25 protein-coding genes and 1 tRNA gene are annotated in these 22,459 nt (G+C 61.4%); 11 read left to right on the top strand and 15 right to left on the bottom strand.

Annotated features, from left to right (window positions below; translation table 11 throughout):
• Positions 1–138: 138 nt before the first annotated feature.
• Both EN818_RS22450 and EN818_RS22445 read right to left on the bottom strand, forming a co-directional pair.
• Positions 139–279, bottom strand: a complete 141-nt coding sequence (locus EN818_RS22450) for a DUF1127 domain-containing protein (RefSeq protein WP_095807194.1) — start codon at positions 277–279, stop codon at positions 139–141.
• 51 nt (positions 280–330) lie between these two features.
• Positions 331–471 carry a DUF1127 domain-containing protein gene (locus tag EN818_RS22445; RefSeq protein WP_006335194.1) on the bottom strand — a complete coding sequence of 47 codons (141 nt, stop codon included), beginning with the start codon at positions 469–471 and terminating at the stop codon, positions 331–333.
• Between the two features lie 234 nt (positions 472–705).
• On the opposite strand from EN818_RS22445, the gene EN818_RS22440 reads away from it, so the two are divergent.
• Together EN818_RS22440 and EN818_RS22435 are read left to right on the top strand one after the other, a co-directional pair.
• Positions 706–1,824, top strand: coding sequence for a DUF2157 domain-containing protein (locus EN818_RS22440; RefSeq protein ID WP_095807195.1), 1,119 nt, complete (start codon positions 706–708; stop codon positions 1,822–1,824).
• On the top strand, positions 1,821–2,402 hold the full coding sequence (locus tag EN818_RS22435; protein WP_095807196.1) for a GDYXXLXY domain-containing protein: 582 nt from the start codon (positions 1,821–1,823) through the stop codon (positions 2,400–2,402). The genes EN818_RS22440 and EN818_RS22435 overlap by 4 nt, the downstream gene beginning before the upstream one ends.
• Before the next feature lie 48 nt (positions 2,403–2,450).
• Here the strand turns inward: EN818_RS22435 and EN818_RS22430 are convergent, their stop codons facing one another.
• Together EN818_RS22430 and EN818_RS22425 are read right to left on the bottom strand one after the other, a co-directional pair.
• The gene (locus EN818_RS22430) at positions 2,451–3,110 is read right to left on the bottom strand and encodes a hypothetical protein (protein WP_129553901.1); all 660 of its coding nucleotides are present in this window, start codon (positions 3,108–3,110) and stop codon (positions 2,451–2,453) included.
• A gap of 612 nt (positions 3,111–3,722) precedes the next feature.
• Positions 3,723–3,807, bottom strand: a tRNA-Leu gene (locus EN818_RS22425).
• Between the two features lie 342 nt (positions 3,808–4,149).
• On the opposite strand from EN818_RS22425, the gene tig reads away from it, so the two are divergent.
• From tig to EN818_RS22405, 4 genes are all read left to right on the top strand, one after another.
• A complete protein-coding gene (gene tig / locus EN818_RS22420; RefSeq protein ID WP_129553902.1) occupies positions 4,150–5,634 on the top strand; it encodes a trigger factor in 1,485 nt (494 codons plus the stop codon).
• Positions 5,635–5,812: 178 nt separating this feature from the next.
• Positions 5,813–6,331 carry a hypothetical protein gene (locus tag EN818_RS22415; protein ID WP_245420403.1) on the top strand — a complete coding sequence of 173 codons (519 nt, stop codon included), beginning with the start codon at positions 5,813–5,815 and terminating at the stop codon, positions 6,329–6,331.
• Between the two features lie 267 nt (positions 6,332–6,598).
• Positions 6,599–6,979 (top strand): cytochrome c family protein, encoded by a 381-nt coding sequence (locus EN818_RS22410; protein WP_095807199.1) that lies wholly within the window; start codon positions 6,599–6,601, stop codon positions 6,977–6,979.
• A gap of 32 nt (positions 6,980–7,011) precedes the next feature.
• Positions 7,012–7,938, top strand: a complete 927-nt coding sequence (locus EN818_RS22405) for a heme o synthase (RefSeq protein WP_095807200.1) — start codon at positions 7,012–7,014, stop codon at positions 7,936–7,938.
• Between the two features lie 58 nt (positions 7,939–7,996).
• On the opposite strand, the gene EN818_RS22400 is transcribed toward EN818_RS22405, so the two are convergent.
• The gene (locus EN818_RS22400; RefSeq protein ID WP_095807201.1) at positions 7,997–8,257 is read right to left on the bottom strand and encodes a hypothetical protein; all 261 of its coding nucleotides are present in this window, start codon (positions 8,255–8,257) and stop codon (positions 7,997–7,999) included.
• Between the two features lie 40 nt (positions 8,258–8,297).
• Between EN818_RS22400 and EN818_RS22395 the strand changes: the two genes are divergently transcribed.
• On the top strand, positions 8,298–9,116 hold the full coding sequence (locus tag EN818_RS22395; RefSeq protein ID WP_095807270.1) for a DUF2189 domain-containing protein: 819 nt from the start codon (positions 8,298–8,300) through the stop codon (positions 9,114–9,116).
• Between the two features lie 42 nt (positions 9,117–9,158).
• Here the strand turns inward: EN818_RS22395 and EN818_RS22390 are convergent, their stop codons facing one another.
• The 7 genes from EN818_RS22390 to EN818_RS22360 all read right to left on the bottom strand — a co-directional run bounded on the left by EN818_RS22390 (position 9,159) and on the right by EN818_RS22360 (position 15,383).
• Positions 9,159–9,632 (bottom strand): aminoacyl-tRNA deacylase, encoded by a 474-nt coding sequence (locus EN818_RS22390; protein WP_095807202.1) that lies wholly within the window; start codon positions 9,630–9,632, stop codon positions 9,159–9,161.
• A gap of 158 nt (positions 9,633–9,790) precedes the next feature.
• Positions 9,791–10,183, bottom strand: a complete 393-nt coding sequence (locus EN818_RS22385; protein WP_095807203.1) for a cytochrome C oxidase subunit IV family protein — start codon at positions 10,181–10,183, stop codon at positions 9,791–9,793.
• Positions 10,184–10,192: 9 nt separating this feature from the next.
• Positions 10,193–10,912, bottom strand: a complete 720-nt coding sequence (locus EN818_RS22380; RefSeq protein WP_095807204.1) for a heme-copper oxidase subunit III family protein — start codon at positions 10,910–10,912, stop codon at positions 10,193–10,195.
• Positions 10,913–10,922: 10 nt separating this feature from the next.
• On the bottom strand, positions 10,923–11,627 hold the full coding sequence (locus EN818_RS22375) for a cytochrome c oxidase subunit 3 (RefSeq protein WP_095807205.1): 705 nt from the start codon (positions 11,625–11,627) through the stop codon (positions 10,923–10,925).
• Positions 11,624–13,393 (bottom strand): cytochrome c oxidase subunit I, encoded by a 1,770-nt coding sequence (ctaD, locus tag EN818_RS22370; protein ID WP_095807206.1) that lies wholly within the window; start codon positions 13,391–13,393, stop codon positions 11,624–11,626. The genes EN818_RS22375 and ctaD overlap by 4 nt, the downstream gene beginning before the upstream one ends.
• Positions 13,394–13,414: 21 nt before the next feature.
• Positions 13,415–14,299: a cytochrome c oxidase subunit II gene (locus EN818_RS22365; RefSeq protein ID WP_095807271.1), complete on the bottom strand. Its 885-nt coding sequence runs from the start codon at positions 14,297–14,299 to the stop codon at positions 13,415–13,417.
• Between the two features lie 142 nt (positions 14,300–14,441).
• Positions 14,442–15,383 carry a LysR substrate-binding domain-containing protein gene (locus EN818_RS22360; RefSeq protein ID WP_095807207.1) on the bottom strand — a complete coding sequence of 314 codons (942 nt, stop codon included), beginning with the start codon at positions 15,381–15,383 and terminating at the stop codon, positions 14,442–14,444.
• A gap of 92 nt (positions 15,384–15,475) precedes the next feature.
• On the opposite strand from EN818_RS22360, the gene EN818_RS22355 reads away from it, so the two are divergent.
• Complete coding sequence (locus EN818_RS22355) at positions 15,476–17,530, top strand: NADH:flavin oxidoreductase (protein ID WP_095807272.1); 2,055 nt, start codon at positions 15,476–15,478, stop codon at positions 17,528–17,530.
• A gap of 67 nt (positions 17,531–17,597) precedes the next feature.
• On the opposite strand, the gene radC is transcribed toward EN818_RS22355, so the two are convergent.
• Both radC and map read right to left on the bottom strand, forming a co-directional pair.
• Positions 17,598–18,359 (bottom strand): DNA repair protein RadC, encoded by a 762-nt coding sequence (radC, locus tag EN818_RS22350; RefSeq protein ID WP_095807208.1) that lies wholly within the window; start codon positions 18,357–18,359, stop codon positions 17,598–17,600.
• Positions 18,360–18,391: 32 nt separating this feature from the next.
• Positions 18,392–19,219: a type I methionyl aminopeptidase gene (gene map, locus EN818_RS22345; RefSeq protein ID WP_095807209.1), complete on the bottom strand. Its 828-nt coding sequence runs from the start codon at positions 19,217–19,219 to the stop codon at positions 18,392–18,394.
• A 469-nt stretch (positions 19,220–19,688) separates the two neighbouring features.
• Between map and EN818_RS22340 the strand changes: the two genes are divergently transcribed.
• A complete protein-coding gene (locus EN818_RS22340; RefSeq protein WP_095807210.1) occupies positions 19,689–20,003 on the top strand; it encodes a DUF982 domain-containing protein in 315 nt (104 codons plus the stop codon).
• A gap of 74 nt (positions 20,004–20,077) precedes the next feature.
• On the opposite strand, the gene EN818_RS22335 is transcribed toward EN818_RS22340, so the two are convergent.
• Entirely contained in the window at positions 20,078–20,425 is a 348-nt protein-coding gene (locus EN818_RS22335) for a VanZ family protein (RefSeq protein ID WP_095807211.1), read from the bottom strand.
• A gap of 239 nt (positions 20,426–20,664) precedes the next feature.
• Between EN818_RS22335 and EN818_RS22330 the strand changes: the two genes are divergently transcribed.
• On the top strand, positions 20,665–21,939 hold the full coding sequence (locus tag EN818_RS22330) for a site-specific integrase (RefSeq protein ID WP_135905075.1): 1,275 nt from the start codon (positions 20,665–20,667) through the stop codon (positions 21,937–21,939).
• On the top strand, positions 21,936–22,459 hold a 524-nt coding region (locus tag EN818_RS32810), incomplete at its 3' end, for a hypothetical protein (protein ID WP_189523817.1). The genes EN818_RS22330 and EN818_RS32810, both read left to right, overlap by 4 nt.

Genomic DNA, 22,459 nt, shown 5'->3' with positions numbered 1-22,459 from the left:
TGCGTTCGCTTCGGGAACAACGCCCGCCGGGGGAGGAGGTCCGGCGGGCGCCGTTTCGATGGTCAGCCCCTGGGAGGAGGTAGGGGTTGACCGTATCCGTCAGGGTCGGGGAGGAGGTCGACCCTGGCGAAATTCCTCTTAGACCGCCTTGCGGGCGATCATCTTGATCTCGTCGCGAACGATGCCGAGATCATTGAGCTGGCGGTTCGAAAGCCGACCCAACTCGGTAACCGTGTCGCGATAAACGCGCCAGTTGCGGTAGCTGCGGATCAGGTTCATGGTCTTGTCACTCTTCAAAACTGGTTCGGACCATTCGCGGTCCGAAGCGGATTAGACCGCCTTGCGGGCGACGTAATGAATGTCGCTGCGGCTGATGCCGAGGTCGGTCAGTTCACGGTTCGACAGGCGGCTCAGTTCCGAGACGGTGTCCCGGTAACGGCGCCAGTTGCGGTAGTTGCGGATCAGGTTCATGGTAGTGCTCGTTTCGTCTTTCGTTCGGATTATTCCGTCTGCGTACGAACAGGAAATAAGTGGGGTCATATCGGTTTAAAAGTGCCATTGGCGCATGGCAGCAATGCAAATTGTGCATTGCACCATTAACGGCCATTCACGCTTGGGACACAAAGAAGACAGAATCGGAAAATGCCGCAACGTCAACGGCTTGAGACACGCGGCTGAAAAAAAGACCGAGCTTGGGGGAAACGCATGGCGGGCTATGCGGCTAGGGTGAGGGCGGATATCGTCCGATGGCAGGAAGCGGGCCTGCTCGATGGGGCGACGGCCGACGCATTGACGCGCGACATTGCCGCCAAGGAGCGGGGCTCGCTCAGTTTCGGCTCGATCCTTGCGATGATGGCGGCACTTCTGTTCGGCGCCGCCGTCCTGATCTTCGTCGCCGCCAACTGGGAAGCCATTCCGCGTCTCGCACGGGTGGTGGCGCTGTTTGCCGTCATCCTCGGCGGCTATGTCGGCGGCGCGATGTTGAAGACACGCGATCATCCGGCAATCGGCGAGGCGCTGTGGATCGTTGCCGCGGCGGCCTTCGGCGGCTCGATCGCGCTGATCGGCCAAATGTATCATCTGTCGGGCGACGAGGCGTCGGCACTGGTCACCTGGTGCGGCGGCACGGCCCTGGCGGCGATCGCATTGCGTTCGAACCCGCTCACCGTGGCCGCAGTCGGCCTTGCCGACGCCTGGCTGGTCCTCAAGGGATTCGGGTTTTACTGGCGTGCGGGCTTTCCGCATTTCTTCATCGCCATGGCGATCGTTCTGTTCGCAATCTCATTCTGGACGCGCAGCCGGGCGGCGCGCCACCTGATCATCCTGTCGACCATACTTTATCTCCTGCTCCTCGGGATGGAGCATGACGTGTTGCGGGTTTCCGTGCCGCTGGCGATCGTCTCGGCGGGGGTGTTCGCGGCATCAGTCTATGCGGCCGATCCCGTCGACCGGATCGTACAGCTTGGCGGCCGGCTACCCTTGCACGCCTTGGCCGGCTTCCTCGCCGGCATCGCCATGGTCCAGTTCGAGGTCGCCGACGAAAGCACTTACAACAGCGGCTTCGGTGTGGCTTCCATCATAGCCTTGGCCGGCATCGTAGCGGCGATCATGCTGGGCGGCGCCAAGAGCCGCGGACTGCGCTGGCTGGCCTATGCCGGCTTCGCCTTCGAACTCGCCATCATCTATGTGGTGATGCTGCAATCGATGCTCGGCACCGCCGGCTTCTTCCTGGCGGCGGCCGTGCTGCTCGGCGTGCTGGCGCTCGCAATCATCCGCATCGAGAAGCGCATGAGAGCACCAGCCGGGGGAGGAGCAGCGGCATGAGCGGCAAAAGACTGATCATCTCCGCGCTGGTGCTGGCGCTTGTCCAGACCGGCTTCCTCAGTTGGATCATCGCCGGCCGCGCGGCGATGCTACGCCATGGCAAGGAAGTGGTCTTGAAGGTCGAGCCGGTGGACCCGCGCGATCTGCTGCGCGGCGACTACATATCGCTCGGCTATGACATATCGCGGATCCCGGTAAAGCTCATCGCCAACATTCCGCAAGGCAAGTTCTCGAGTGACGACACCTCGATCGTGGTGCGGCTGAAGAAGGGTGCCGACGCCTATTGGCAGCCGGCGGCGGCATGGTTCGGCCAGGCACCGACGCCGGCGGCTCCGGACGAGGCCGACATAAGAGGACACGTCGCCGAGGGGTGGGATCTGCGTTCGCCCGACATGACGATCACGCCGGAATACGGGATCGAGCGGTTCTATCTGCCGGAAGGCGAGGGCATGGCGATCCAGAACGACATGCGCGTGCGGCCGTTTGGCATCAAGCTGGCGCTCTCGGCCAACGGCACGGCGCAGATCAAGGCGCTGATGGATGGCGACAGGATTCTGTTCGAGGAGCCGCTCTATTAGAGTATAGGGTTAGAGTATAGGGTCTCGGCGTCGGCGCAACGGTCGGCGTTAACGGTGGTCCCGGTTATCGCTGAACACTGCTGTCTCTGCGATAATTTTTGGATAAGCACCGATCGAAATCGTGTAGCTGAAGTTTGCTGCGCCTTTTTCCTGCTTGTGTATCGAGGGGCTGCGCACAACCCAGTCATAGACGCCCGAGACCTTGCAGCGATCGTCAGCGCAGGTGACCACAATGCTGTCATTGCGGACGCTATATCCGCGTTCAGGCCAACGCCGGTAGTAGCTCCTCTTGCCCTGAATGATCGAACCCAGATTCGTCAACTTGCCATAATACTCAACCGTGGGAGCGTAGGACGCCTGGGCTTGAGCAAGAGCGAAATCGTCGTTGTCGCCATGATGCTCGATGAGATCCCTGATGAAGGCGACCGCAACGCTTTCCGGCTGTTGCACGGCATCTGGTGCGCGAGCAGGCGCGGGCGCCGGGTTTACCCTCGTAGACAGCTGCGATGTATCTGCGGGCGATTGGTCCGCTGTGGCATTGGTCACCCGCAACTCAGCCATTTCGCTGGCCGACAGGTATCTTATGTCATGCTGGTCATAGCTCGAAGCCAATTCCATCAGGCTGGGATCCACTCCCATCTCGATGACATAGGATATGATTGCGGCCGTTCCGAGCTGGACACGGGCCGCCGCTTCTTCGATGGACATCCCGTCCGCCGGTTTCAAAAAAGCCCGATGAACGCCGATAGAACCCGGTTCTGCAACCCGGTGGACGCCGCCCAAGAAAGCCAGTGAACAGGCCGAAGCGCACTGCAATTGGTGAACCTGAAGGATCCAACCCTGCCGCGCGGATCATACGCCCTAGACGCATCGCACTGCCGACGTTGCCGCCGGGGGAGTTGAATACAATTACCCTGGCCCCGCTGCTCGCAACCGCGTTGCCAAAGGCGTTCACGGGCTCATTGGCGCCAAATTCACCGGAGACAACAAGCATGGGCTGCCCGCCTGGAGAGGTAGCCGGAGTGAACTCCAGAGCCTCACCCTGACACGTCGCTGCCAAGACAACTGACCCAATCCCCAGAACCAGAGAAACTGCGCGCACAACCTGACAGAGCCCCAACCCGCCTGTTGCAACTAAGAACCTGTTATCGGACTATTTCAAGTGTATCGGAAACGCAAAAGCGAATTGTCTTCGCGAACGTAAGGACTTGCTTGCGCCGCCAGGAGTTGATGGCTCCGATCTTTCCCAAGGCTTCGGCGAGGCCCCTTCGTCCATCCATCTTCAGGTGGCCTGCCACCCGAAGCTCGAAGAGCGAAGGGTGGTGCGGATGAAGGGACTCGAACCCCCACGCCTTTCGGCACTGGAACCTAAATCCAGGGCGTCTACCAATTCCGCCACATCCGCGTTCCCCCGGCAATCCCATGTAGTCATCATTCTGTCAATGTCGGGGTCCAAATGGCCGACATTCGGCTAATCGCGAAGATGGTTGAAAATTAGGCTCGCCTGTGACAAAAGGCGTGTCGAATGTGACGGGACGCGACGATCCGCTTCTGTAGAATGTGAAAAGAAGTAGGAAAAACAAAGACTTATTCACATTTTGGATGCGTAGTTCAGGAGAGTTTGAGCCGCTCGGCGGTCAAATCACCCGGTTCCGTACCAAAAGCCATTTCCGGCAAGATTGTACCGGCAGGCTGTAAACGGGTGAGCCCGTTTGGCAGCCTCATTGGTGAAAACAAAGGTTTTAGGATGCAGGTCACCGAAACGCTCAACTCCGGTCTCAAGCGCGAGATCAAGATCACCGTGCCGGCCGGTGACATGGAAGCCAAGCTGATGGCCCGGCTCAACGATGCGCGCGGCAAGGTGCGGATCAACGGCTTCCGCCCCGGCAAGGTCCCGGTGCAGCACCTGCGCAAAGTCTACGGCAAGTCGTTCATGGCCGAGGTCGTCAACGAGATCCTCAATGACTCGACCCGCTCGATCATCTCGGGCCGCGGCGAGAAGGCCGCCATGCAGCCCGAAGTGATCATGACCGAGGACGAGAAGGAGGCCGAGAAGATCCTGGCGGGCGGCGCCGACTTCGAATTCAGCCTCAATTACGAAATCATCCCGGCAATCGAAATCAAGGATTTTTCCGACATCAAGGTGACGCGTCAGGTCTACGACGTGCCGGAGTCGGAGATCGACGAGCAGGTCAAGCGCGTGGCGGAGTCGGCCCGCGGCTACGAGCCGAAGACCGGCAAGGCCGCCGAAGGCGACCGCGTGACCATCGATTATGTCGGCAAGATCGGCGGCGAGGCTTTTGCTGGCGGCGCCGGCACCGACCAGCCGCTGGTGCTCGGCTCCAAGGAGTTCATTCCGGGCTTCGAGGACCAGTTGATTGGTGCCAAGGCCGGCGACGAGAAGCTGGTCACGGTCACGTTCCCGGAAAACTACCAGGCCGCGCATCTCGCCGGCAAGGAAGCCACCTTCGACGTGACCGTCAAGGAAGTGGCGAAGCCGGGCGAACTCGAGATCAATGATGAGACGGCCAAGAATCTCGGCCTGGAATCGCTCGAGCGACTGCGCGAGATTGTGCGCGGCCAGATCGAAAACCAGTTCGGCTCAATGACCCGTCAGAAGGTGAAGCGTCAACTGCTCGACCAACTCGACGCGTCTTATTCGTTCGAGGCGCCGTCGAAGCTCGTCGAGGCCGAGTTCAACAACATCTGGGCCCAGGTCAATCGCGACCTCGAGGCGGCCGGACGCAGTTTTGCCGACGAAGAGACGACGGAAGAAGAGGCGCGTGCCGAATATATGCGCCTGGCCGAACGCCGCGTGCGCCTCGGCCTCGTGCTTGCCGAGATCGGCGAGAAGGCCGGCGTGAGTGTGTCCGATGAGGAATTGCAGCGTGGCCTCTTCGAACAGATCCGCCGCGTCCCGGCCAACCAGCAACAGGAAGCCTTCGAGTTTTACCGCAACAATCCAGATGCGCTGAATTCGTTGCGCGCGCCGATGTTCGAAGAGAAGGTCGTCGATCACCTGCTCGGCCAGATCTCGGTCACCGACCTCAAGGTCAGCAAGGAAGAGCTGATGGCTGACGACGAGGAAGCAGAAAGCAAGTCCAAGGCAAAGCCGGCCAAAAAGGCTGCGTCGAAGAAGGCCGAGGCCAAGGCAAGTGAAGCGGCCGAGGAGACAGAGGAGCCCAAGAAGAAGGCCGCTCCGAAGAAGAAGGCCGCCAAGGACGCCGAGTAAAGGTTCAGCAAGCTGATTTCAAAAGGCCGCCCAAGAGGCGGCCTTTTTTGTTGCCAGCTGCTATCATTGTGGCAAGGCGGCAACACGACCAAGTTCAGATGCTTGCCCGCCGCTGGAGATACCGGACGTTGATGATTATCTGCGCGATAATGCGTTTCGCAGGTCGTTGGAGGCACCGGTGGGGCTGGCATTCAATATGAGGGGCGTGGTCGCGGCCGCAGCGTTCTTGGTTGCCACCGCGGCCCAGGCCGGGCCCGATCTCGGCGATTGGCGCATCGATACCGGCAGCGACGGCCAGGTCACGGCTTCGCTCCATGCTACCAACAAGCTGCTCACCGGCGGCGGTGCGCTGGGCTACAGCCCTGTGCTGACGCTGGCCTGCCGCACTGAGGGCGAGCCGCGCTGGAGCGAATGGCTGCAGCTTAGCGACGCCGTATCGGCCAGCCGCAAGATTACCATGTCGGTCATGGTCGACGACGGCAGGAAGTTCGATGAAAGCTGGTCAGTAGGGCCGCGCGGCAGGATGCTGGTCCGGGAGGGAGCCGACGGCATCAGACGGCTGGCATCGGCGAGCCGGCTTTCACTTTCGTGGCGCTTTGGCCTGCTTTCGGGGCGGGGCGAGGCCGATTTCGAGCTGGCCGGACTGTCCGAGGCGGTCGGCCGGATGGCTGCGAGTTGCAACACCGATCCGCCCTGAGCCGGTCGGGCTTCGCGTTGCGCGGAGCGGGCTCAGGCTACCCAACAAGCTTTTGTTTGATGCACGTCGTCCCAGAACCGCTGCACACCTCTGGGTCAGAAGCATTAAACCTCGGCAAATCTTGGCTTTTCCTACCCGGGCGCCAAATTCCATGGTATGTAGGTAACGCAGTTCCACTGGGGAGATGCGGATATTCCGCTCTGCTGTGAAGGGCGCATGCCACCGCGATTGGCACGCGCACCAACGGCGATCAGAAAAGGAAATGCCATGCGCTCGATCGCGTTCTTTGCCATCATCCCTGCTGTCGTCTTCATTGTGCATCCGTCACAGGCACAGGATGCTGCGGCAGGTGAGAAGGTCTTTGTAAAATGCAAAGTCTGCCACGTTGCGGACGAGGACAAGAACAAGGTCGGGCCATCGCTGCATGGCGTGATCGGCCGGACCGCCGGCACACATCCGGATTTCAAATATTCCGAGGCGATGATCGCAGCCGGCAAATCCGGCGTGAAATGGGACGAAGCCACGCTGGCCACCTATCTTCATGATCCCAAGGCGATGGTCAAAGGGACGAAAATGGCGTTTCCAGGCCTCAAGCAGGATGAAGACGTGGCCAACGTCATTGCCTATCTGAAGCAATTCTCCAACTAGTCGACTGTTCCTGCCTCATCGTTGGTAGCGCAATGTCGGTGAAGGAAAGCGACCTTAGAGACACGCGCGTCGGCCTTTCGGAAGCGACGGCTGCCGATTTCTTCGCGCTGCTGAAACCGCGCGTCATGGCCCTGGCCGTTTTCACCGCTTTCGTCGGTCTCATGGTGGCGCCTGCTGGGATCAATCCGATCATCGCCATTATCGCGATCGGTGCGATCGCCGTGGGCGCCGGGGCGGCCGGCGCCCTCAACATGTGGTACGACGCGGACATCGACGCCTTGATGTCGCGCACGTCCAAGCGGCCGGTGCCGTCCGGCCGCGTCGCGCCAGGCGAGGCGCTCGGCTTTGGGCTGGTGCTTTCGGCGCTTTCGGTCATGACGCTTGGCGTGCTCGTGGATTGGCTTGCCGCGTCGCTCCTGGCTTTCACCATCTTCTTCTATGTCGTGATCTACACGATGTGGCTGAAGCGCTCGACGCCGCAGAACATCGTGATTGGCGGAGCGGCGGGGGCGCTGCCACCCGTCATCGGCTGGGCGGCTGCCACCGGCGAGGTCGGCAGCGAAAGCCTCATCCTTTTCCTGATCGTGTTCCTCTGGACGCCTCCACATTTCTGGGCGTTGGCGTTGTTCAAGATTGGCGACTACGCCGCCGCCGGTGTCCCCATGATGCCGAACGTAGCCGGCCAGGCTTCGACGAAAAGACAGATCCTGGTTTATGCGCTGCTTCTTGCGCCGGTCGGCGTGCTGCCGTGGCCATTTGGATTTGCCAGCGGGTTTTACGCAATCGCCTCGGCTGTATTGGGCGGCGGCTTCATCTGGCGTGCCTGGAAGGTTCTGGCCGCTCCGGACCAGGACATGAGGCCGGCGAAAGCGCTGTTTGCCTATTCGATCGTCTACCTTTTCGCGCTGTTCGCGATGCTGCTCGCGGACACGATCGTTATGCGGCTGGCAGCGAACTGACGGCCTGCGCGAGGTCGCCCGGAACTCAGGCCGGCAATTTTCGCGCCATGCCGTCGACCTAGGCCGGCAGCGAATAGAAGCCCAGCACCAGCAGGGCGATTATGCCGATCCCCAGTATGAGAAGCGTCCTTGAGTCCATGACCTTCTCCTTCGGCTTCAAATAATATCCAAGAAAGGCCTTGCCTGCCAGCATCCCTGCGAGCCATGCGTGCTTTGCGCAGCTCGTCGACAACGCGCGACAAATGCCATGCAGAAGCGTATATTGGCACCGGTGCAGGTCGCGGTTTGCGTGGCCACCCATGCCAAACGGCAGCACCATCGGCCGCGACCTTTGCCGGACCTGGTCTGGAGGAATGGTCATGGCTAATTTCCATGTGATTGCAGGTGCCAGCGAGACGCTGGAGCACACGAAAGTCCGGAAAATCGGTGTGTCCGATCTTTTCGACGCACTCAGGCGCGGTGTGGACGATTTCATGGTGAAGCCGTCCCATATCGTGTTTCTATGCCTGATCTACCCCCTTGTCGGGGTGGTGCTTGCGGTGTGGACTTCCGGCGCCAATGCGTTGCCGCTGCTGTTTCCGCTTGTATCGGGCTTTGCGCTGATCGGTCCCTTCGCGGCGATCGGCCTCTACGAGATCAGCCGCAGACGCGAAGCCGGACTGGACGCATCCTGGCGCCACGCATTCGAAGTCCGGAACTCCCCGGCGCTGCCAGCAATCGCCGCGGTCGGGATCATGCTGTTTGCCATCTTCATCACGTGGCTTTTGACGGCCAAGCTTTTCTACGAGCAGTTGTTCGGGCCCGAGCCTCCGGCGTCACTGTCCAGCTTCATCGACCAGATATTCGCGACCGGACGCGGCTGGACGCTGATCATCCTCGGACATGCCATCGGCTTCGTCTTCGCCGTGGTGGTGCTATGCACAACCGTCGTGGCTTTCCCGCTGCTGCTCGATCGTGACGTAGGTGCCTACGAAGCCATTCACACCTCTGTGCGCGTGGTGCTGGCGAACCCGATCGTCATGGCGGTCTGGGGCTTGATCGTCGCTGTCGGATTGATCATCGGCTCGCTGCCGGTGTTCGCGGGGCTGGCGGTTGTTCTGCCTGTCCTCGGTCACGCAACCTGGCATGTCTACCGCAAGGTGGTGGAGCCGCCGGCCGCCCCCAGACCGGCGAGCTGAGCGGTCCCTGCCTCGAACGCATCGGCGGGTGGGCCGGTGCGTTCAGTAGGCCGGGTGACTGAACCGCGCCTGGCGCGCGCCGGTGGTCAGGTTGTGGAAATCCTTGCCGCTGACATGCACCAGCGTCTTGTGATCGCCGCCCTCGAAATAGATATCGGCCGCATTGCCCAGGCTTTCGTCCAGAATCACTGGCACGTCATAGGCCGCGCCGATCGGCGGAATGGCACCGACGTCGCAATCATCGAAGAGCGAGACCACCTCGTCTTCGGAAGCCAGCCCGAGGCGCTTGTCCATGACATCCTGCAGCTTGCCGAGCTCGATCCTGTGGGTGCTTGGGACAACCGCCAGCGCATAGCCAAGCTCGTGGTGAACGACCACCGACTTGGCCATCATGCTGCCCGGCACATGCGCGGCAATGGCGGCCTGCCTGCTGGTGGACGTGCGGTGATGCGCGACGGTGTCGTACGGGATGCCCTTGCCGTCGATAAAATCCCTCAGTCTGTTTGCTATCGTCATTTTTCGCGTCCTTTTGCTTGGGTTCACGACGCATGCGCAAACGAGGGCGATCACTCTCGTGCCCCGGTTGCCACACCAGGAAAACTGGATCGACTGCCTATCGTTTCAAGGCGCCGGCATTCGCGGTCCCGGCCGCCGCGAACGGATTCGAACCGCGGTCAGGGGCCCGGCCCGAAAAACGCTATACGGGTCAGAAGCGTGTAGTCGGCTTCGAAGACCATCATCGTCACGAAAACCAGCACCAGTATCGGCGGCAGGATGATCGCATACATCATTGCCAGCCGCTCCCAGGCCATGTGCATGAAGACGGCGACGATCAGGCCCGCCTTGAGCATCATGAAGATCAGGATCAGCGACCATCTCAGATAGCCATGGAGGCCGAAATAGTCGACCAAGTAGGAGCAGGTGCTGAGAATGAACAGCCATGCCCAGACCACAAGATAGAGCTTGATCGGGTGCTCCTGATGCGTGTCGGACTTGGAGACGGCCACTGCATCATGGGTGGTGTGCAGCGTGTGTTGTCCCAGACCGTTTGCGGTTGCTTCAGCCATGTCTGCCTCTCACCAAAGATAGAAGAAGGCGAAGATGAACACCCAGACCAGGTCGACGAAGTGCCAGTAGAGTCCCATGATCTCGACATTCTCGTAGCGGCCCCGGCGGCTGGTGAAAAAACCAGGCCGGCCGACGTCGAAGTCGCCGCGCCAGACCTTTCGCGCCACGATGATCAGAAAGATGACGCCAATCGTGACGTGGGTGCCGTGGAAGCCGGTGATCATGAAGAAGCACGAACCGAATTGCGCGGCGCCCCAGGGATTGCCCCATGGCCGTACCCCTTCGGTGATCAGCTTGGTCCATTCGAAGGCCTGCATGCCGACGAACGTCGCGCCGAGCGCTGCGGTCAAGAGCATCAGGATCGCGGTCTTGCGGCGGTCGCGGCGGTAGCCGAAATTGACCGCCATGGCCATGGTTCCGCTGCTCGAGATCAGCACGAAGGTCATGATGGCGATCAGGATCAGCGGGATCTCCGAACCGCCAATGCGCAGCGCGAAGACCTCGCTCGGGTTGGGCCAGGGCACGCGCGTGGACATGCGGGCGGTCATGTAGGAGAGCAGGAAGCAGCCGAAGATGAAGGTGTCGCTGAGCAGAAAGATCCACATCATGGCCTTGCCCCAGGACACGTTCTTGAATGCTCTCTGATCCGACGCCCAGTCGGCGACGATGCCGTGCCAGCCCTCGGGCCGATCCATCTGGCCGCTATGCGTCACTGTCGTCTCAGCCATCGCCGGTCTCCTAGGTCAGCAGCTGTCGGCAAATGTCGATGAAGGTCGCGGCCCAGCCGGCGAGCAGGGCAAAGATGGCCAGCCAGACGAAAAGCAGGAAATGCCAATACATGGCGCAGAGCTCGACGCTGAGGCGGAGCCTCTCGGGCCGTGCTCCGTTCCACGCGCCGATGCTCGTCCTGCCCAGGCCGACCAGACCGCCCACGATGTGCAGGCCATGCATTCCGGTGATCAGGTAGAAGAAGCTGTTGGCCGGGTTGGAGGCCAGCCAGTAGCCGTCTGCGGTCAGCTGCCGCCAGGCCATCAGCTGGCCGGCCAGGAAGGCGAGCGCCGTCAGCCCGGCGGTTGCCAGCCCGAGCCTGACCATATCCAACTGACCTTTGCGCGCGGCGACCACCGCGCATTGGAGAGCGATGCTGCTCAGCACCAGGACGCCGGTGTTGAGCCAAAGCAGGCGCGGCAGCGGCAGCGGCCGCCAGTCCGACAGGCCCATCCGCATGAAATAGGCACTGGTGAACAGCGAGAACAGGCAGCCGACGACGGCGAGGAAGACCCCGAGCCCGATTTTGGCGGTGGGCAGGGCGGACCGCTCGAGGCCGACGTAGTCCCCGGCCAGGCCTTGCTCCAGCCACGGCTTGGCCGTCAGCCGCTGGTGCGAAAGCCACCAGCCGGCAAAGCCGGCGATCACCAGCAGGAAGACCAGGATGACGCTCATGCCGGTTCCTTGGTCGGGCCGAAGTCGCCCGGGACGTTTTGTGGAATGAAGTCCTCCTTGGCGCCCGGCACGCTGTAGTCGTAGGCCCAGCGGTAGACGATCGGCAGTTCCTTGCCGAAATTGCCGTGAGCCGGCGGCGTCTGCGGCGTCTGCCACTCGAGCGTCGTGGCCCGCCAAGGATTGCCGCCTGCCTCGCGCCCGTGGCGGATGCTCCAGATCAGGTTGAACAGGAAGACCATCTGGGCGAAGCCGACCATGAAGGCCATGATGCTGATGAACGAGTTCAGATGGTGGGCTGACTCCGTCATTATCGTCATGTCCGTCAGTTCGGCGTAGCGCCGCGGCACACCCATCAGGCCGATATAGTGCATGGGGAAGAAGATCAGGTAAGCGCCGAGGAATGTGACCCAGAAGTGGAACCTGCCGAGCGTCTCGTCCAGCATCCGTCCGGTGACCTTTGGATACCAGTGGTAGATTGCGCCGAAGATCACCAGGATCGGCGCGACACCCATCACCATGTGGAAATGGGCGACGACGAACATCGTGTCCGATAGGGGGACGTCGACGACGACATTGCCGAGGAACAGCCCGGTCAAGCCGCCATTGACGAAGGTGACGATGAAGGCGAGCGCGAAAAGCATCGGGATGGTGAGGTGGATGTCGCCGCGCCACAGCGTCAGCACCCAGTTGTAGACCTTGATGGCGGTGGGAACGGCTATGATCAACGTCGTGGTGGCGAAGAAGAAGCCGAAATAAGGATGCATGCCGCTGACATACATGTGGTGCGCCCAGACCACGAAGCTCAGGGCGCCGATGGCGATGATCGCCCACACCATCATCCGGTAGCCGAAGATGTTCTTGCGCGCATGCGTGCTGATCAGGTCTGACACGATGCCGAAGGCCGGAAGGGCGACGATGTAGACTTCCGGGTGACCGAAGAACCAGAACAGATGCTGGAACAGGATCGGGCTGCCGCCATTGTGCTGCAACTGCTCGCCCATCTCGACGATCGCCGGCATGAAGAAGGAGGTGCCGAGCAGGCGGTCAAGCAGCATCATGACACAGGCGACAAACAGGGCCGGGAAGGCAAGCAGCGCCATGACCGTGGCGGTGAAGATGCCCCAGACGGTGAGCGGCAGGCGCATCAGGGTCATGCCGCGGGTGCGGCCCTGCAGCACCGTCACCACATAGTTCAGGCCGCCCATGGTGAAGCCGATGATGAACAGGATGAGGGAAGAGAGCATCAGGATGATGCCCCAGTCCTGGCCTCCCGGCGTTCCGGTCATGATCGCCTGCGGCGGATAGAGCGTCCAGCCGGCGCCGGTCGGACCGCCCGGCGCGAAGAAGCTCGCCACCAGAACGAGCACGGCGAGCAGATAGACCCAGTAGCTCAGCATGTTGACATAGGGAAAGACCATGTCGCGGGCGCCCACCATCAGCGGAATGAGGTAGTTGCCGAAGCCACCGAGGAAGAGGGCGGTGAGCAGGTAGATCACCATGATCATGCCGTGCATGGTGATGAACTGGTAATAGGCCTCCGGGGTGATGAAGTCGAAAGTGCCGGGAAAGCCGAGTTGCAGGCGCATCAGCCAGGACAGGACCAGGGCCACAAGGCCGATTGCCGTCGCCGTTGCCGAATACTGCACCGCGATGACCTTGGCGTCCTGTGAAAAGACGTATTTCGTCCACCAGCTGTGCGGATGGTAGAGTTCCATCTCGCCCACTTCGGCGGGTGGAACGGCATCGGCGGGTGTGACGTCGACCATGGGAGCACCTCCGTGCCCTGTTCAGCGGGCCTCGACAGATTCGACTTTTGCCGCGACGTCCAAACCGGACGCCACCTTCTTTCCCGGCAACTGGTTCGCCGAGCCTGTTTGCTGCGGCGCCGACAATTGCGCAAAAGTCTGCTGCTGGCCGAGCCAGGCCAGATAATCCTGCTCGCTGTCGACCATGACCACGCCATGCATCAGCGGATGTCCCTGGCCGCAGAGCTCGGCGCACAAGACTTGGAAGGTTCCGGTTCTGGTTGGAGTGAACCAGAAATAAGTGACGGATCCCGGGATCATATCCATCTTGGCGCGGAATTCCGGGATGTAGAAGTCATGCAGCACGTCGATCGAACGCAGCAGCACCTTGACCGGCTTGCCGACCGGCAGGTGCAGGTCGGCGGCCTCGACCACGACGTCGTCCTGGCCGTTGGGATCCTTGGGCGCGATGCCTAACGGGTTCTCAGCCGTCACGTCGCGCGTGTCCGAAGTGCCGAGCTTGCCGTCCTTGCCTGGCAAGCGGTAGCTCCACTGCCATTGCTGGGCGATGACCTCAATTTCTGTCGCATCGGTTGGAACGTTGACGAAGCGGCTCCAGACAAACAGACCTGGAACCAGCAAGGCGGTGACACCGACCGCGGTGACGATCGTCAGCCACGATTCGAGCCGCTTGTTTTCCGGCTCGTATACAGCGCGATTGCCTTCCCGATGGCGGAAGCGGAAGACGCAATAGGCCATAAAGAGCACGACAGCCGAAAAGACGACGCCGGTGATCCAGAAGCTGATGATGATGGTGTGGTCGATATAGTCCCAATTCGAGGCAATGGGCGTCCACCACCATGGGCTCAGGAAGTGGAACAACACCGAGCCCACGACGACCAAAACGAGTACAAGCGCAACGGCCATGTCCCGTTCCTCCGGGCATTCGCGACGCACGAAACATCCGCGAAAGCCAGAGCGCATCATGCTCGATTTCCAGTTGAAATTCCAGAGCCGACTGTCTGAAGGGGAAAACGTTGCTGCGGCGCTGCTGTATCGCCTGCAGCAGCTATGAGATGTCCAGCCGCAATATTGGGCGCAAGGCTTTCAACTCGGCTTGCATCTCGGCGATCATCCAGGCGCAGATATCGGAGACGACGGGCCGTACCGGCCGCGAGCGCGGCGCAACCAGTTGATGGATCCGACCCGTATTGATCTGTCGGTCCGACGCCGGGACAAGTGTTCCCTGGAGCAATGCTCTCGAAACGTTGCTCAGCCAGCCGAGCGCGACGCCTTCGCCGTTCATCGCCGCTTGGAGGACGACAGCATAATCAGAGAATTCGAGCCGCTTTGCCTTGCTGATCTTGCGATCGGCAACGCTGCCCCAGGCGTCCAGCCACTGCAACCTGGCGTCTGTGAGATGAAGCAGGACATGACCCTGGCCGTCCGATTCATGCATCAGCCGACCGTGGGCCGACAAATAGGACGGGCTGCACACCGGAACGATGATTTCCGGTGAGAACGGCCAGCTGTGATAGTGCATGTCGTCATCGGCCAGAATTCTTGTAGCAAGGTCGACATTCTCGGCAGGTCCTCGCAAAACGCCCGCAATGAGTTCGAACCTCAGGTCCACATCTGGAAACCTCGTGTTGAACACACCCAATCGCGGAACGAACCAATGCGTTACCAGCGAACTCGAAAGTGAGAGTGTAACCACCGGTCTTGCAGCGCTGTTCTGCTTGAATCTCCGGATCACTTCCGCGATGCCGTCGAATCCTTCCCGTACAGCCGAATAGAGCGCACGGCCGTCGGCGGTCACGGTCAATCCAGTCGGCCCTCGGGCGAAAAGAGCGACACCAAAATCAGCCTCGAGCTGGGCAATGCTGCGGCTGATGGAAGGTTGCGTGACGTTGAATTCTCGGGCGGCGGCCGTAAAGCTTCCCAGACGGACAGCCGCCTCAAACACAAGAAGTCCGCGCGCGCAGGGAACGAGTTTCGCGAAACCAGCCATACGTCCAGCGTATAGCTACCCCAAGAATTTTCAAGCTTTCTCAATCTTTCAAAATGGCGGACCATAACTCCCATGAATGGCTCGGAGTGGACATGAACATCACGTCGCCTCAGGCAGGGGAGACAAGCACTGATCCGATACTCCAGCCGTTTCACCTAAAAGGTCTGATGCTGCGCAACCGCATCGTCAGCACCAGCCACGCTTCGATGCTCGACGATGGTGGCCTGCCGCTCGAACGCTATCAGCGCTACCATGAGGAGAAGGCGCGCGGCGGCCTGGCCATGACGATGGCGGGCGGCTCAGCGATGACGTCAGCTGACTCGAGTTGGGGCGGCGGTCAGCTGGACATTTCGAGCGATCGCATCGTGCCGCATCTGCAATCGCTGTCGCAGCGGGTCCATCGCCACGGCGCGGCCGTCATGTGCCAGGTGTCGCATCTCGGCCGGCGCGCAACTGCCTATGCCGGCAATTGGCTTGCACCGGTCGCGCCATCGCGCGTTCGCGAGACGCGAAACCGGAATTTTCCGAAGGAGATGGATGCGGCGGACATCAGCAGGATCGTCAACGATTATGCAAATGCTGCCAGACGCTGCCGTGAGGGCGATCTCGACGGCATCGAAACGGTCACCGGCGGGCATCTGATCGGTCAATTCCTTTCGCGCAGGACCAACAGGCGGACGGATGGCTTCGGTGGGTCGCTCGAAAACCGCGCGCGCTTCGGCCTCATGGTGCACGAGGCGATCCGTCGCGCGGTGGGTGACGACTTCGCTGTCGGCATCCGGTTCGTCATCGACGAGGCGGTCGACGACGGTTCGGATTTCGAGGAATGCCTAGCCTTCGCCAGACTGTTCGAGCGGGAAGGCCATATCGATTTCTTCAATTGCATTTTTGGCCGCATGGACACCGACCTGGCGCTGGCCGAGGAGAACATGCCCGGCATGTTCAGCCGGAGCGCGCCGTTTCTGCCGCTGGTCGGCCAGTTCAAGCGGGAAATCAGGCTGCCCGTCATCCACGCCGGGGGCATTCGCGACATTGCCACCGCGCGGCATGCCATCCGCGAGAACCTTGTCGACCTGGTCGGCATGACGCGGGCGCATATTGCCGACCCGCATATCGTCAACAAGGTGATGCGGGGAGAAGAAGACCGCATCCGCCCATGCGTCGGCGCCTCCTACTGCCTCTACAAGAAGGTGCATTGCATTCACAACCCGGCCAGCGGCCACGAAACGACCGTCAGCCACGTCATCAGCCGAGCCGAAACGCCAAGACGCGTGGTTGTGGTCGGCGGTGGCCCGGGCGGAATGGAAGCGGCCAGGGTCGCCGCCGAGCGCGGGCACCACGTGACCCTGCTCGAAGCCGGCGCGCGGCTTGGCGGCCAGGTGCTCGTCGCGGCCTCGGCCTCCGATCGCAAGGATCTGATCGGCATCGTGGACTGGCGCAGCGATGAACTCGCCCGCCTTGGCGTCGATATCCGCCTCAACGCCTATGCGGATGCGGAAGTCGTGCTAGCCGCGAAACCTGAAGCGGTGATCGTCGCCACCGGAGGCATTCCCGATCTGGAATGGCTGGATGGCGCCGAACACTGCGACAGCGTCTGGGACGTGCTGACGGGCGTCGTGCCGGCGAAGGACGATGTGCTTGTCTATGACGAGACCGGACGCCAGGCCGCCGTTTCCTGCGCCCTGCATTTGGCCAGACTGGGCCATGCGGTCAGCCTGGCCATCGTGGACGATACGCTGGCGGTCGAGACTCCCTATCCAGATCGGGTAAGTTTCCGCAAGCGCATATCGGAACTCGGCATCCGGATCGTCAGCGATGTCCGCCTGGTTCGGGCGGTGCGCCAATCAAGCGGAATCGTCGCCAGATTTCGCCATGAGCTCACCGGCAGGGAAATTGAGATGAGCACGGCCCAACTCATCGTCGAGCGTGGCACGGCACCGGTAGAGGACGTCTATCAGGAATTGCGCCCCCGCTCCTCCAATGACGGCGTCACCGACATCGCGCTCATGACGGGAGCAAGCACGGAGGGCGGCGAAAATCCCCCAGCTGCAGGATCGTTCATACTGCACCGCATAGGAGACGCGGTCGCGAGCAGAGATATCTACTCGTCAATCTATGAGGCCTATCGACTCTGCTCGCGCTTGTAGACAGCACAGGGCCTCCGCATCTCTTCTCGGGCTTTGGCCTACGAGGGCGGTCGATGGAGCCTTTGAATTAGATCAGGAGCAGGCCCTTCATCGACGCATTGCCTTTGCGGCCGATAATGATGTGGTCATGCACGGCAATGCCGAGCGGCTTGGCCGTATCGATGATCTGCTTGGTCATCTCGATGTCCGCGCGGGAAGGGGTGGGATCCCCAGACGGATGGTTGTGCACCAGGATGATCGCGCTGGCGGAGAGTTCGAGCGCGCGCTTGACGACCTCGCGCGGATAGACCGGCGTGTGGTCGACGGTGCCGGTCTGCTGCACCTCGTCGGCGATCAGCCCGTTCTTCTTGTCGAGGAACAGGATGCGAAATTGCTCGCGGGCCTCGAACGCCATGGCCGAGCGGCAATAGTCGAGAAGTTGCGGCCAGTTGGACAGCACCTCGCGGCCGCGCACTTCGCCGCGCGCCATGCGCTGCGCGGTGGCCGCGATCACCTTGAGATCGGTCGCCACCGCCGGGCCGATGCCTTTCACCTCCTCGAGCAGGGATGCCGGCGCGCCGAGCACCTCGGCGAGCGAGCCGAAGCGGGCGATCAGCGCCTTGGCGATCGGCTTGGTGTCGACGCGCGGGATCAGCCGGAAAAGCAGGAGCTCGAGCAGCTCGTAGTCGGGCAGAGCATCCGGGCCGGCCGAAACGAAGCGTTCGCGCAGGCGATCGCGGTGGCCGTGATAATGCGGCTTCTCCGCCTCTGCAGTGCTTTTCTGTGATTTCTGCGGTGGCGAGCTCCAGGCCTCGGAAAAGAACGCCCGCTCGTTATCGGTCTTTCCCATTGCCGCCTGTCCCTCCGAGCTTCCGTTGAAGCCTAGGCCGGCAGGCCAGGACGGTCGAGCTTTTTCGGCGACAGCGTGAATATCTCGCAGCCGGTGTCGGTGACGCCGATGGTGTGCTCGTATTGCGCCGACAGCGAGCGGTCGCGCGTCACCGCCGTCCAGCCGTCCGACAGCACCTTCACATGCGGCCGGCCGAGATTGATCATCGGCTCGACGGTGAAGATCATGCCGGGCCGCATCTCGACGCCTTCGGCGGCGGTGCCGTAGTGCAGGATGTTTGGGGCGTCATGGAATAGCTGGCCGACGCCGTGGCCGCAGAAGTCGCGGACCACCGAGCAGCGCTCGGCCTCGGCATAGGTCTGGATCGCCGCGCCGATGACGCCGGTACGGGCGCCGGGCCTGATCGCGGCAATGCCGCGCATCAAACATTCGTAAGTCACTTCGAGCAGGCGTTCGGCGGCGCGCTTGATCGTGCCAACCGGGTACATGCGCGAGGAATCGCCGTGCCAGCCGTCGAGGATGAAGGTCACGTCGATGTTGACGATGTCTCCGTCCTTCAACGGCTTGTTATCGGGAATGCCGTGGCAGACGACATGATTGATCGAGGTGCAGGACGACTTGGTGTAGCCGCGATAGTTGAGCGTGGCGGGCAGGGCGCCATGATCCATGCCGAACTCGAAGACGAAGCGGTCGATGGCCTCGGTGGTGACGCCGGGCTTCACCATCGGCACAAGCTCGTCGAGACAGCGCGCAGTGAGGTCGCAAGCCTTGCGCATGCCAGCAAAGCCGTCCTCGCCATAGAGGCGGATCTGGCCGGTGTTTCTCAGGGGAGCCGTAGCGGCGTCGAGGTAAGTGACCATTTGTCCGTTTTTGCCGGGTGTGGCTGCTGAAGCGAGCCGATGCTGAAATCTCCCCAGATTTGGCACCGGAAGCCGCAACGTTCAAGGACGAAGTGCCCGCAGAACGGAATGCCGCGACTTTCTTCAGTCCATCGCCTGGGCGAGTCCCCGTACCCGCGCGATATCGGCCGCGCATGGCAAGGACGGCCGCGCTCATTCTGGGCGCGGGCTTTGCCCGGCCGTCGGCCCATGTGCTGATGCGCCGCATGGCCTTTCAAGCCGTGGAAGCCGGGCTCCGGTTGATCGCACTGACGTCACATTCCTGGGTCAGAAACCCAAAGCGTCGCGCTGAAACGGGGTTCAGGCGACGCGCTTTGGTTTTGTGGATGCATATGCCGCCCCAGAACCGCCGCACGCCTCCGGATGCCATGCATTGCAAGTTTTCAGAATGAATGACGTTCTCACGCGACGATCGTTCGGGAGACAGGGAATGGACAGACTGCAATTTCAGGTGCCGGTGCGCATTACGTCCACGCCCGGCCTGCCTGTCGAGGAAATCTACAGCGTCGAGCAGGCGCTTGATTTCCTGCAGAACTGGCCGGCGCGCCGGCAAGGCAAGGTCCACGAAGCCGCCTTCAACGCCTGCTTCGGGGCGACGGTCGACGTCGTCAGCACAGAGGACGCCTGCCGCGCATTCATGGCTTTCTGCCGTGTCAGCGGCCTGCTCGCCAGGGACATGATGATTCCCGGCAAGCGCGGCGGCGGCAAGGCATTTCGCCAAGCGCGCGCCATGCATTCAAGCTGAACTTGGTATTCCATCCTTGGCTGCATTCTGCGAGCTAGGCGTGGCCCGCCACGTGGCCTAGCTGCTGCCGGCATCTAGCCCGTGGCGCGTGGCGCCCGCGCGATAGCAAGGATGACGCGTGCGACGGCAATCCCGATGACGCCCGCTGCCGCTTTGAGAAGCGCATCAGTGAGGCGCGCATGCCGGCCTGGATCAAAGGCTTGGAGGAATTCCAATACGCCGGCGACGGCGCAGACAAACAGCAATGTCTGCAGCAATCGGGCGGGGAACCCGAAGGCTAGGGCGATCCCCAAGAGGACGTAAGCCAAGCCACGTTCGACATTCGCATCACCGAGGTGAGGCCGCATCTGGATCGGTGAGAGCGTCGCGAAGGTGATCGCCACCAACAGCATAAGCGCGACAAAACGGGAGATCGAGGTCATGCCCGCTCATACAGGAGCGCGAGATGTTTGTCGAAGACCTTGAAAAGACTGGTACGCCCAAGGGGAATCGAACCCCTGTTACCGCCGTGAAAGGGCTTCTAAGCCGTCTAGCGCCGTCCAGCCGAATTTTCTGAAAGCCTTGCACCATAAGGGTTTGCGTCCTGTTATGTTTGTGCTTGTCCAATAGCATCTAAGCCGGTATATTGGACAAATAGTTGGACACGACAGGCGGGAACATCATGGCCAAACGAGTTCGGGACGCAACGTTAGACAGCAAGGATGCGCGCAAGAAGCTCAAGCCGCGCGGCAAGCCCTATTACCGCAGCATCGGGCCCGGCCTTCATGTCGGCTATCGCAAGGGCAAAGACGCCGGCCGCTGGGTGGTGCGGATGTATGTCGGAAACCAGGACTACCGCGTCGAGACGATCGCTGATGCGGACGACCAGTTGGACGCGAATGGCTCGACCACCCTGACGTTCTGGCAGGCGCAGGACAAGGCGAGGGAAGTCCACAAGGCCATGTCTGGCGACGGCGGCAAGGTGGCTGGCGTCTACACGGTCAAGGATGCGATCGACGATTACCTCCTGTGGATGGAAGGCAACCGCAAATCATCTAGGGATGCTCGCTGGCGCGCCGAGGCGCTGATCCTTCCCGAACTTGGCGAAATCGATCTTGCCAAGCTCGACGCCAAGCGGATTAGGAAATGGCATAGCGGGGTCGCAACAACCGCGCCGCGTGTACGTACAAAGGCCGGGAAGGAACAAAGGTTCAGAGAACTCGGGGAGGACTCGGAATCGGTTAGGCAGCGTCGTGCAACGGCCAATCGCGTTCTCACGACGCTTAAGGCCGCGCTCAATTATGCCTGGAGGGAAGGGAAGGCGGCTTCCGATCGGGAATGGCGGCGCGTCGAGCCGTTCGAAGACGTCGAGAGCGCCCGCGTCCATTATCTCTCGATCGCCGAGGCTCAGCGGCTTGTGAACGCCGCATCGGGCAAGTTCCGGGATCTCGTACAAGCCGCGCTGCAGACAGGTGCTCGCTATAGCGAACTCGCTCGCCTTAAGCGCGAAGACTTCAACGCCGACGTGTCAACGTTGACGATCCGCGAGAGTAAATCTGGGAAGGCGCGTCACATCATCCTGACCGACGAGGGCGCCGACCTGTTCACACAACTGGTGCGCGGCAAGAATCGCGGCGATTTGATCCTGACGACGGAGGCCGGCGGCATTTGGGAGAAGTCTCACCAGTTCCGGCCGATGAAAGAGGCCTGCAAGAACGCCAAGATATCGCCGGCCATCGGCTTCCATGGCTTGCGTCATACCTGGGCGAGCCTCTCGGTCATGAATGGAATGCCGCTAATGGTGGTGGCGAAGAATCTGGGGCACACAGACACTCGGATGGTGGAGAAGCATTACGGGCACCTGTCGCCGTCCTACATTGCCGAAGCGGTGAGGGCTGGTGCGCCGAGGTTCGGCACCGTCAAGGCTGACAACGTGGCTCAGATGGGAGGCGCATGATGGTGAACTTTGTCCCACCCGGGCATGTGGAACTGCGAACCGTCATCCAGGAGCACGGCGGCGACGTTGAGGCCGTTCGGAGGAAGCTTTTCAGCGGTGAGCTGGAGGCTGTGCGATATGATGAGTACGCCGGACGCCGCTATCAGATATTCCCCGACGACTGGTCACAACTCGCCGCGACGTACTGGCTGGAGACGGGACGATGGAGCACTTCGGCACTCGATCATGTCCGTGAACCGATCTTGGTTGTCAAACCGAAGGAAGAGGCACAAGCGGCGGTGCCATCGCTGGATGGCATCTATCTATCCCCCTTTATGGTGGTGATGATCGAGGCCATCAAAAAATTTGACATCCAACCAGATCGGCCGCCGCCCCTAGTGAAAACGCTTGAGCGGGACTGTCAGGAATTCTGTGCGCGAGGCCGGTTTCGTCACTGGCCGACGAACCTTTCGCCGAAGACGACGGCGAACTGGGTCTTGGCCTCGAACCACTCGCGCGGCGGTCGTTTCCATTCCTCGGC

Source organism: Mesorhizobium sp. M3A.F.Ca.ET.175.01.1.1 (assembly GCF_004791945.1).
In the GTDB taxonomy this organism is placed as follows: Bacteria; Pseudomonadota; Alphaproteobacteria; order Rhizobiales; family Rhizobiaceae; genus Mesorhizobium.
Note: the sequence above shows the minus strand (reverse complement) of the source record. Positions and strands in the feature narration are given on the sequence as shown.

Excerpts from the sequence above, each read along its gene's own strand:
- EN818_RS22450 (WP_095807194.1), bottom strand. The coding sequence starts at position 279 with ATGAACCTGATCCGCAGCTACCGCAACTGGCGCGTTTATCGCGACACG.
- EN818_RS22445 (WP_006335194.1), bottom strand. The coding sequence starts at position 471 with ATGAACCTGATCCGCAACTACCGCAACTGGCGCCGTTACCGGGACACC.
- EN818_RS22440 (WP_095807195.1), top strand. The coding sequence starts at position 706 with ATGGCGGGCTATGCGGCTAGGGTGAGGGCGGATATCGTCCGATGGCAG.
- EN818_RS22435 (WP_095807196.1), top strand. The coding sequence starts at position 1,821 with ATGAGCGGCAAAAGACTGATCATCTCCGCGCTGGTGCTGGCGCTTGTC.
- EN818_RS22430 (WP_129553901.1), bottom strand. The coding sequence starts at position 3,110 with ATGTCCATCGAAGAAGCGGCGGCCCGTGTCCAGCTCGGAACGGCCGCA.
- tig (WP_129553902.1), top strand. The coding sequence starts at position 4,150 with ATGCAGGTCACCGAAACGCTCAACTCCGGTCTCAAGCGCGAGATCAAG.
- EN818_RS22410 (WP_095807199.1), top strand. The coding sequence starts at position 6,599 with ATGCGCTCGATCGCGTTCTTTGCCATCATCCCTGCTGTCGTCTTCATT.
- EN818_RS22405 (WP_095807200.1), top strand. The coding sequence starts at position 7,012 with ATGTCGGTGAAGGAAAGCGACCTTAGAGACACGCGCGTCGGCCTTTCG.
- EN818_RS22400 (WP_095807201.1), bottom strand. The coding sequence starts at position 8,257 with ATGGTGCTGCCGTTTGGCATGGGTGGCCACGCAAACCGCGACCTGCAC.
- EN818_RS22395 (WP_095807270.1), top strand. The coding sequence starts at position 8,298 with ATGGCTAATTTCCATGTGATTGCAGGTGCCAGCGAGACGCTGGAGCAC.
- EN818_RS22390 (WP_095807202.1), bottom strand. The coding sequence starts at position 9,632 with ATGACGATAGCAAACAGACTGAGGGATTTTATCGACGGCAAGGGCATC.
- EN818_RS22385 (WP_095807203.1), bottom strand. The coding sequence starts at position 10,183 with ATGGCTGAAGCAACCGCAAACGGTCTGGGACAACACACGCTGCACACC.
- EN818_RS22380 (WP_095807204.1), bottom strand. The coding sequence starts at position 10,912 with ATGGCTGAGACGACAGTGACGCATAGCGGCCAGATGGATCGGCCCGAG.
- EN818_RS22375 (WP_095807205.1), bottom strand. The coding sequence starts at position 11,627 with ATGAGCGTCATCCTGGTCTTCCTGCTGGTGATCGCCGGCTTTGCCGGC.
- ctaD (WP_095807206.1), bottom strand. The coding sequence starts at position 13,393 with ATGGTCGACGTCACACCCGCCGATGCCGTTCCACCCGCCGAAGTGGGC.
- EN818_RS22365 (WP_095807271.1), bottom strand. The coding sequence starts at position 14,299 with ATGGCCGTTGCGCTTGTACTCGTTTTGGTCGTCGTGGGCTCGGTGTTG.
- EN818_RS22360 (WP_095807207.1), bottom strand. The coding sequence starts at position 15,383 with ATGGCTGGTTTCGCGAAACTCGTTCCCTGCGCGCGCGGACTTCTTGTG.
- EN818_RS22355 (WP_095807272.1), top strand. The coding sequence starts at position 15,476 with ATGAACATCACGTCGCCTCAGGCAGGGGAGACAAGCACTGATCCGATA.
- radC (WP_095807208.1), bottom strand. The coding sequence starts at position 18,359 with ATGGGAAAGACCGATAACGAGCGGGCGTTCTTTTCCGAGGCCTGGAGC.
- map (WP_095807209.1), bottom strand. The coding sequence starts at position 19,219 with ATGGTCACTTACCTCGACGCCGCTACGGCTCCCCTGAGAAACACCGGC.
- EN818_RS22340 (WP_095807210.1), top strand. The coding sequence starts at position 19,689 with ATGGACAGACTGCAATTTCAGGTGCCGGTGCGCATTACGTCCACGCCC.
- EN818_RS22335 (WP_095807211.1), bottom strand. The coding sequence starts at position 20,425 with ATGACCTCGATCTCCCGTTTTGTCGCGCTTATGCTGTTGGTGGCGATC.
- EN818_RS22330 (WP_135905075.1), top strand. The coding sequence starts at position 20,665 with ATGGCCAAACGAGTTCGGGACGCAACGTTAGACAGCAAGGATGCGCGC.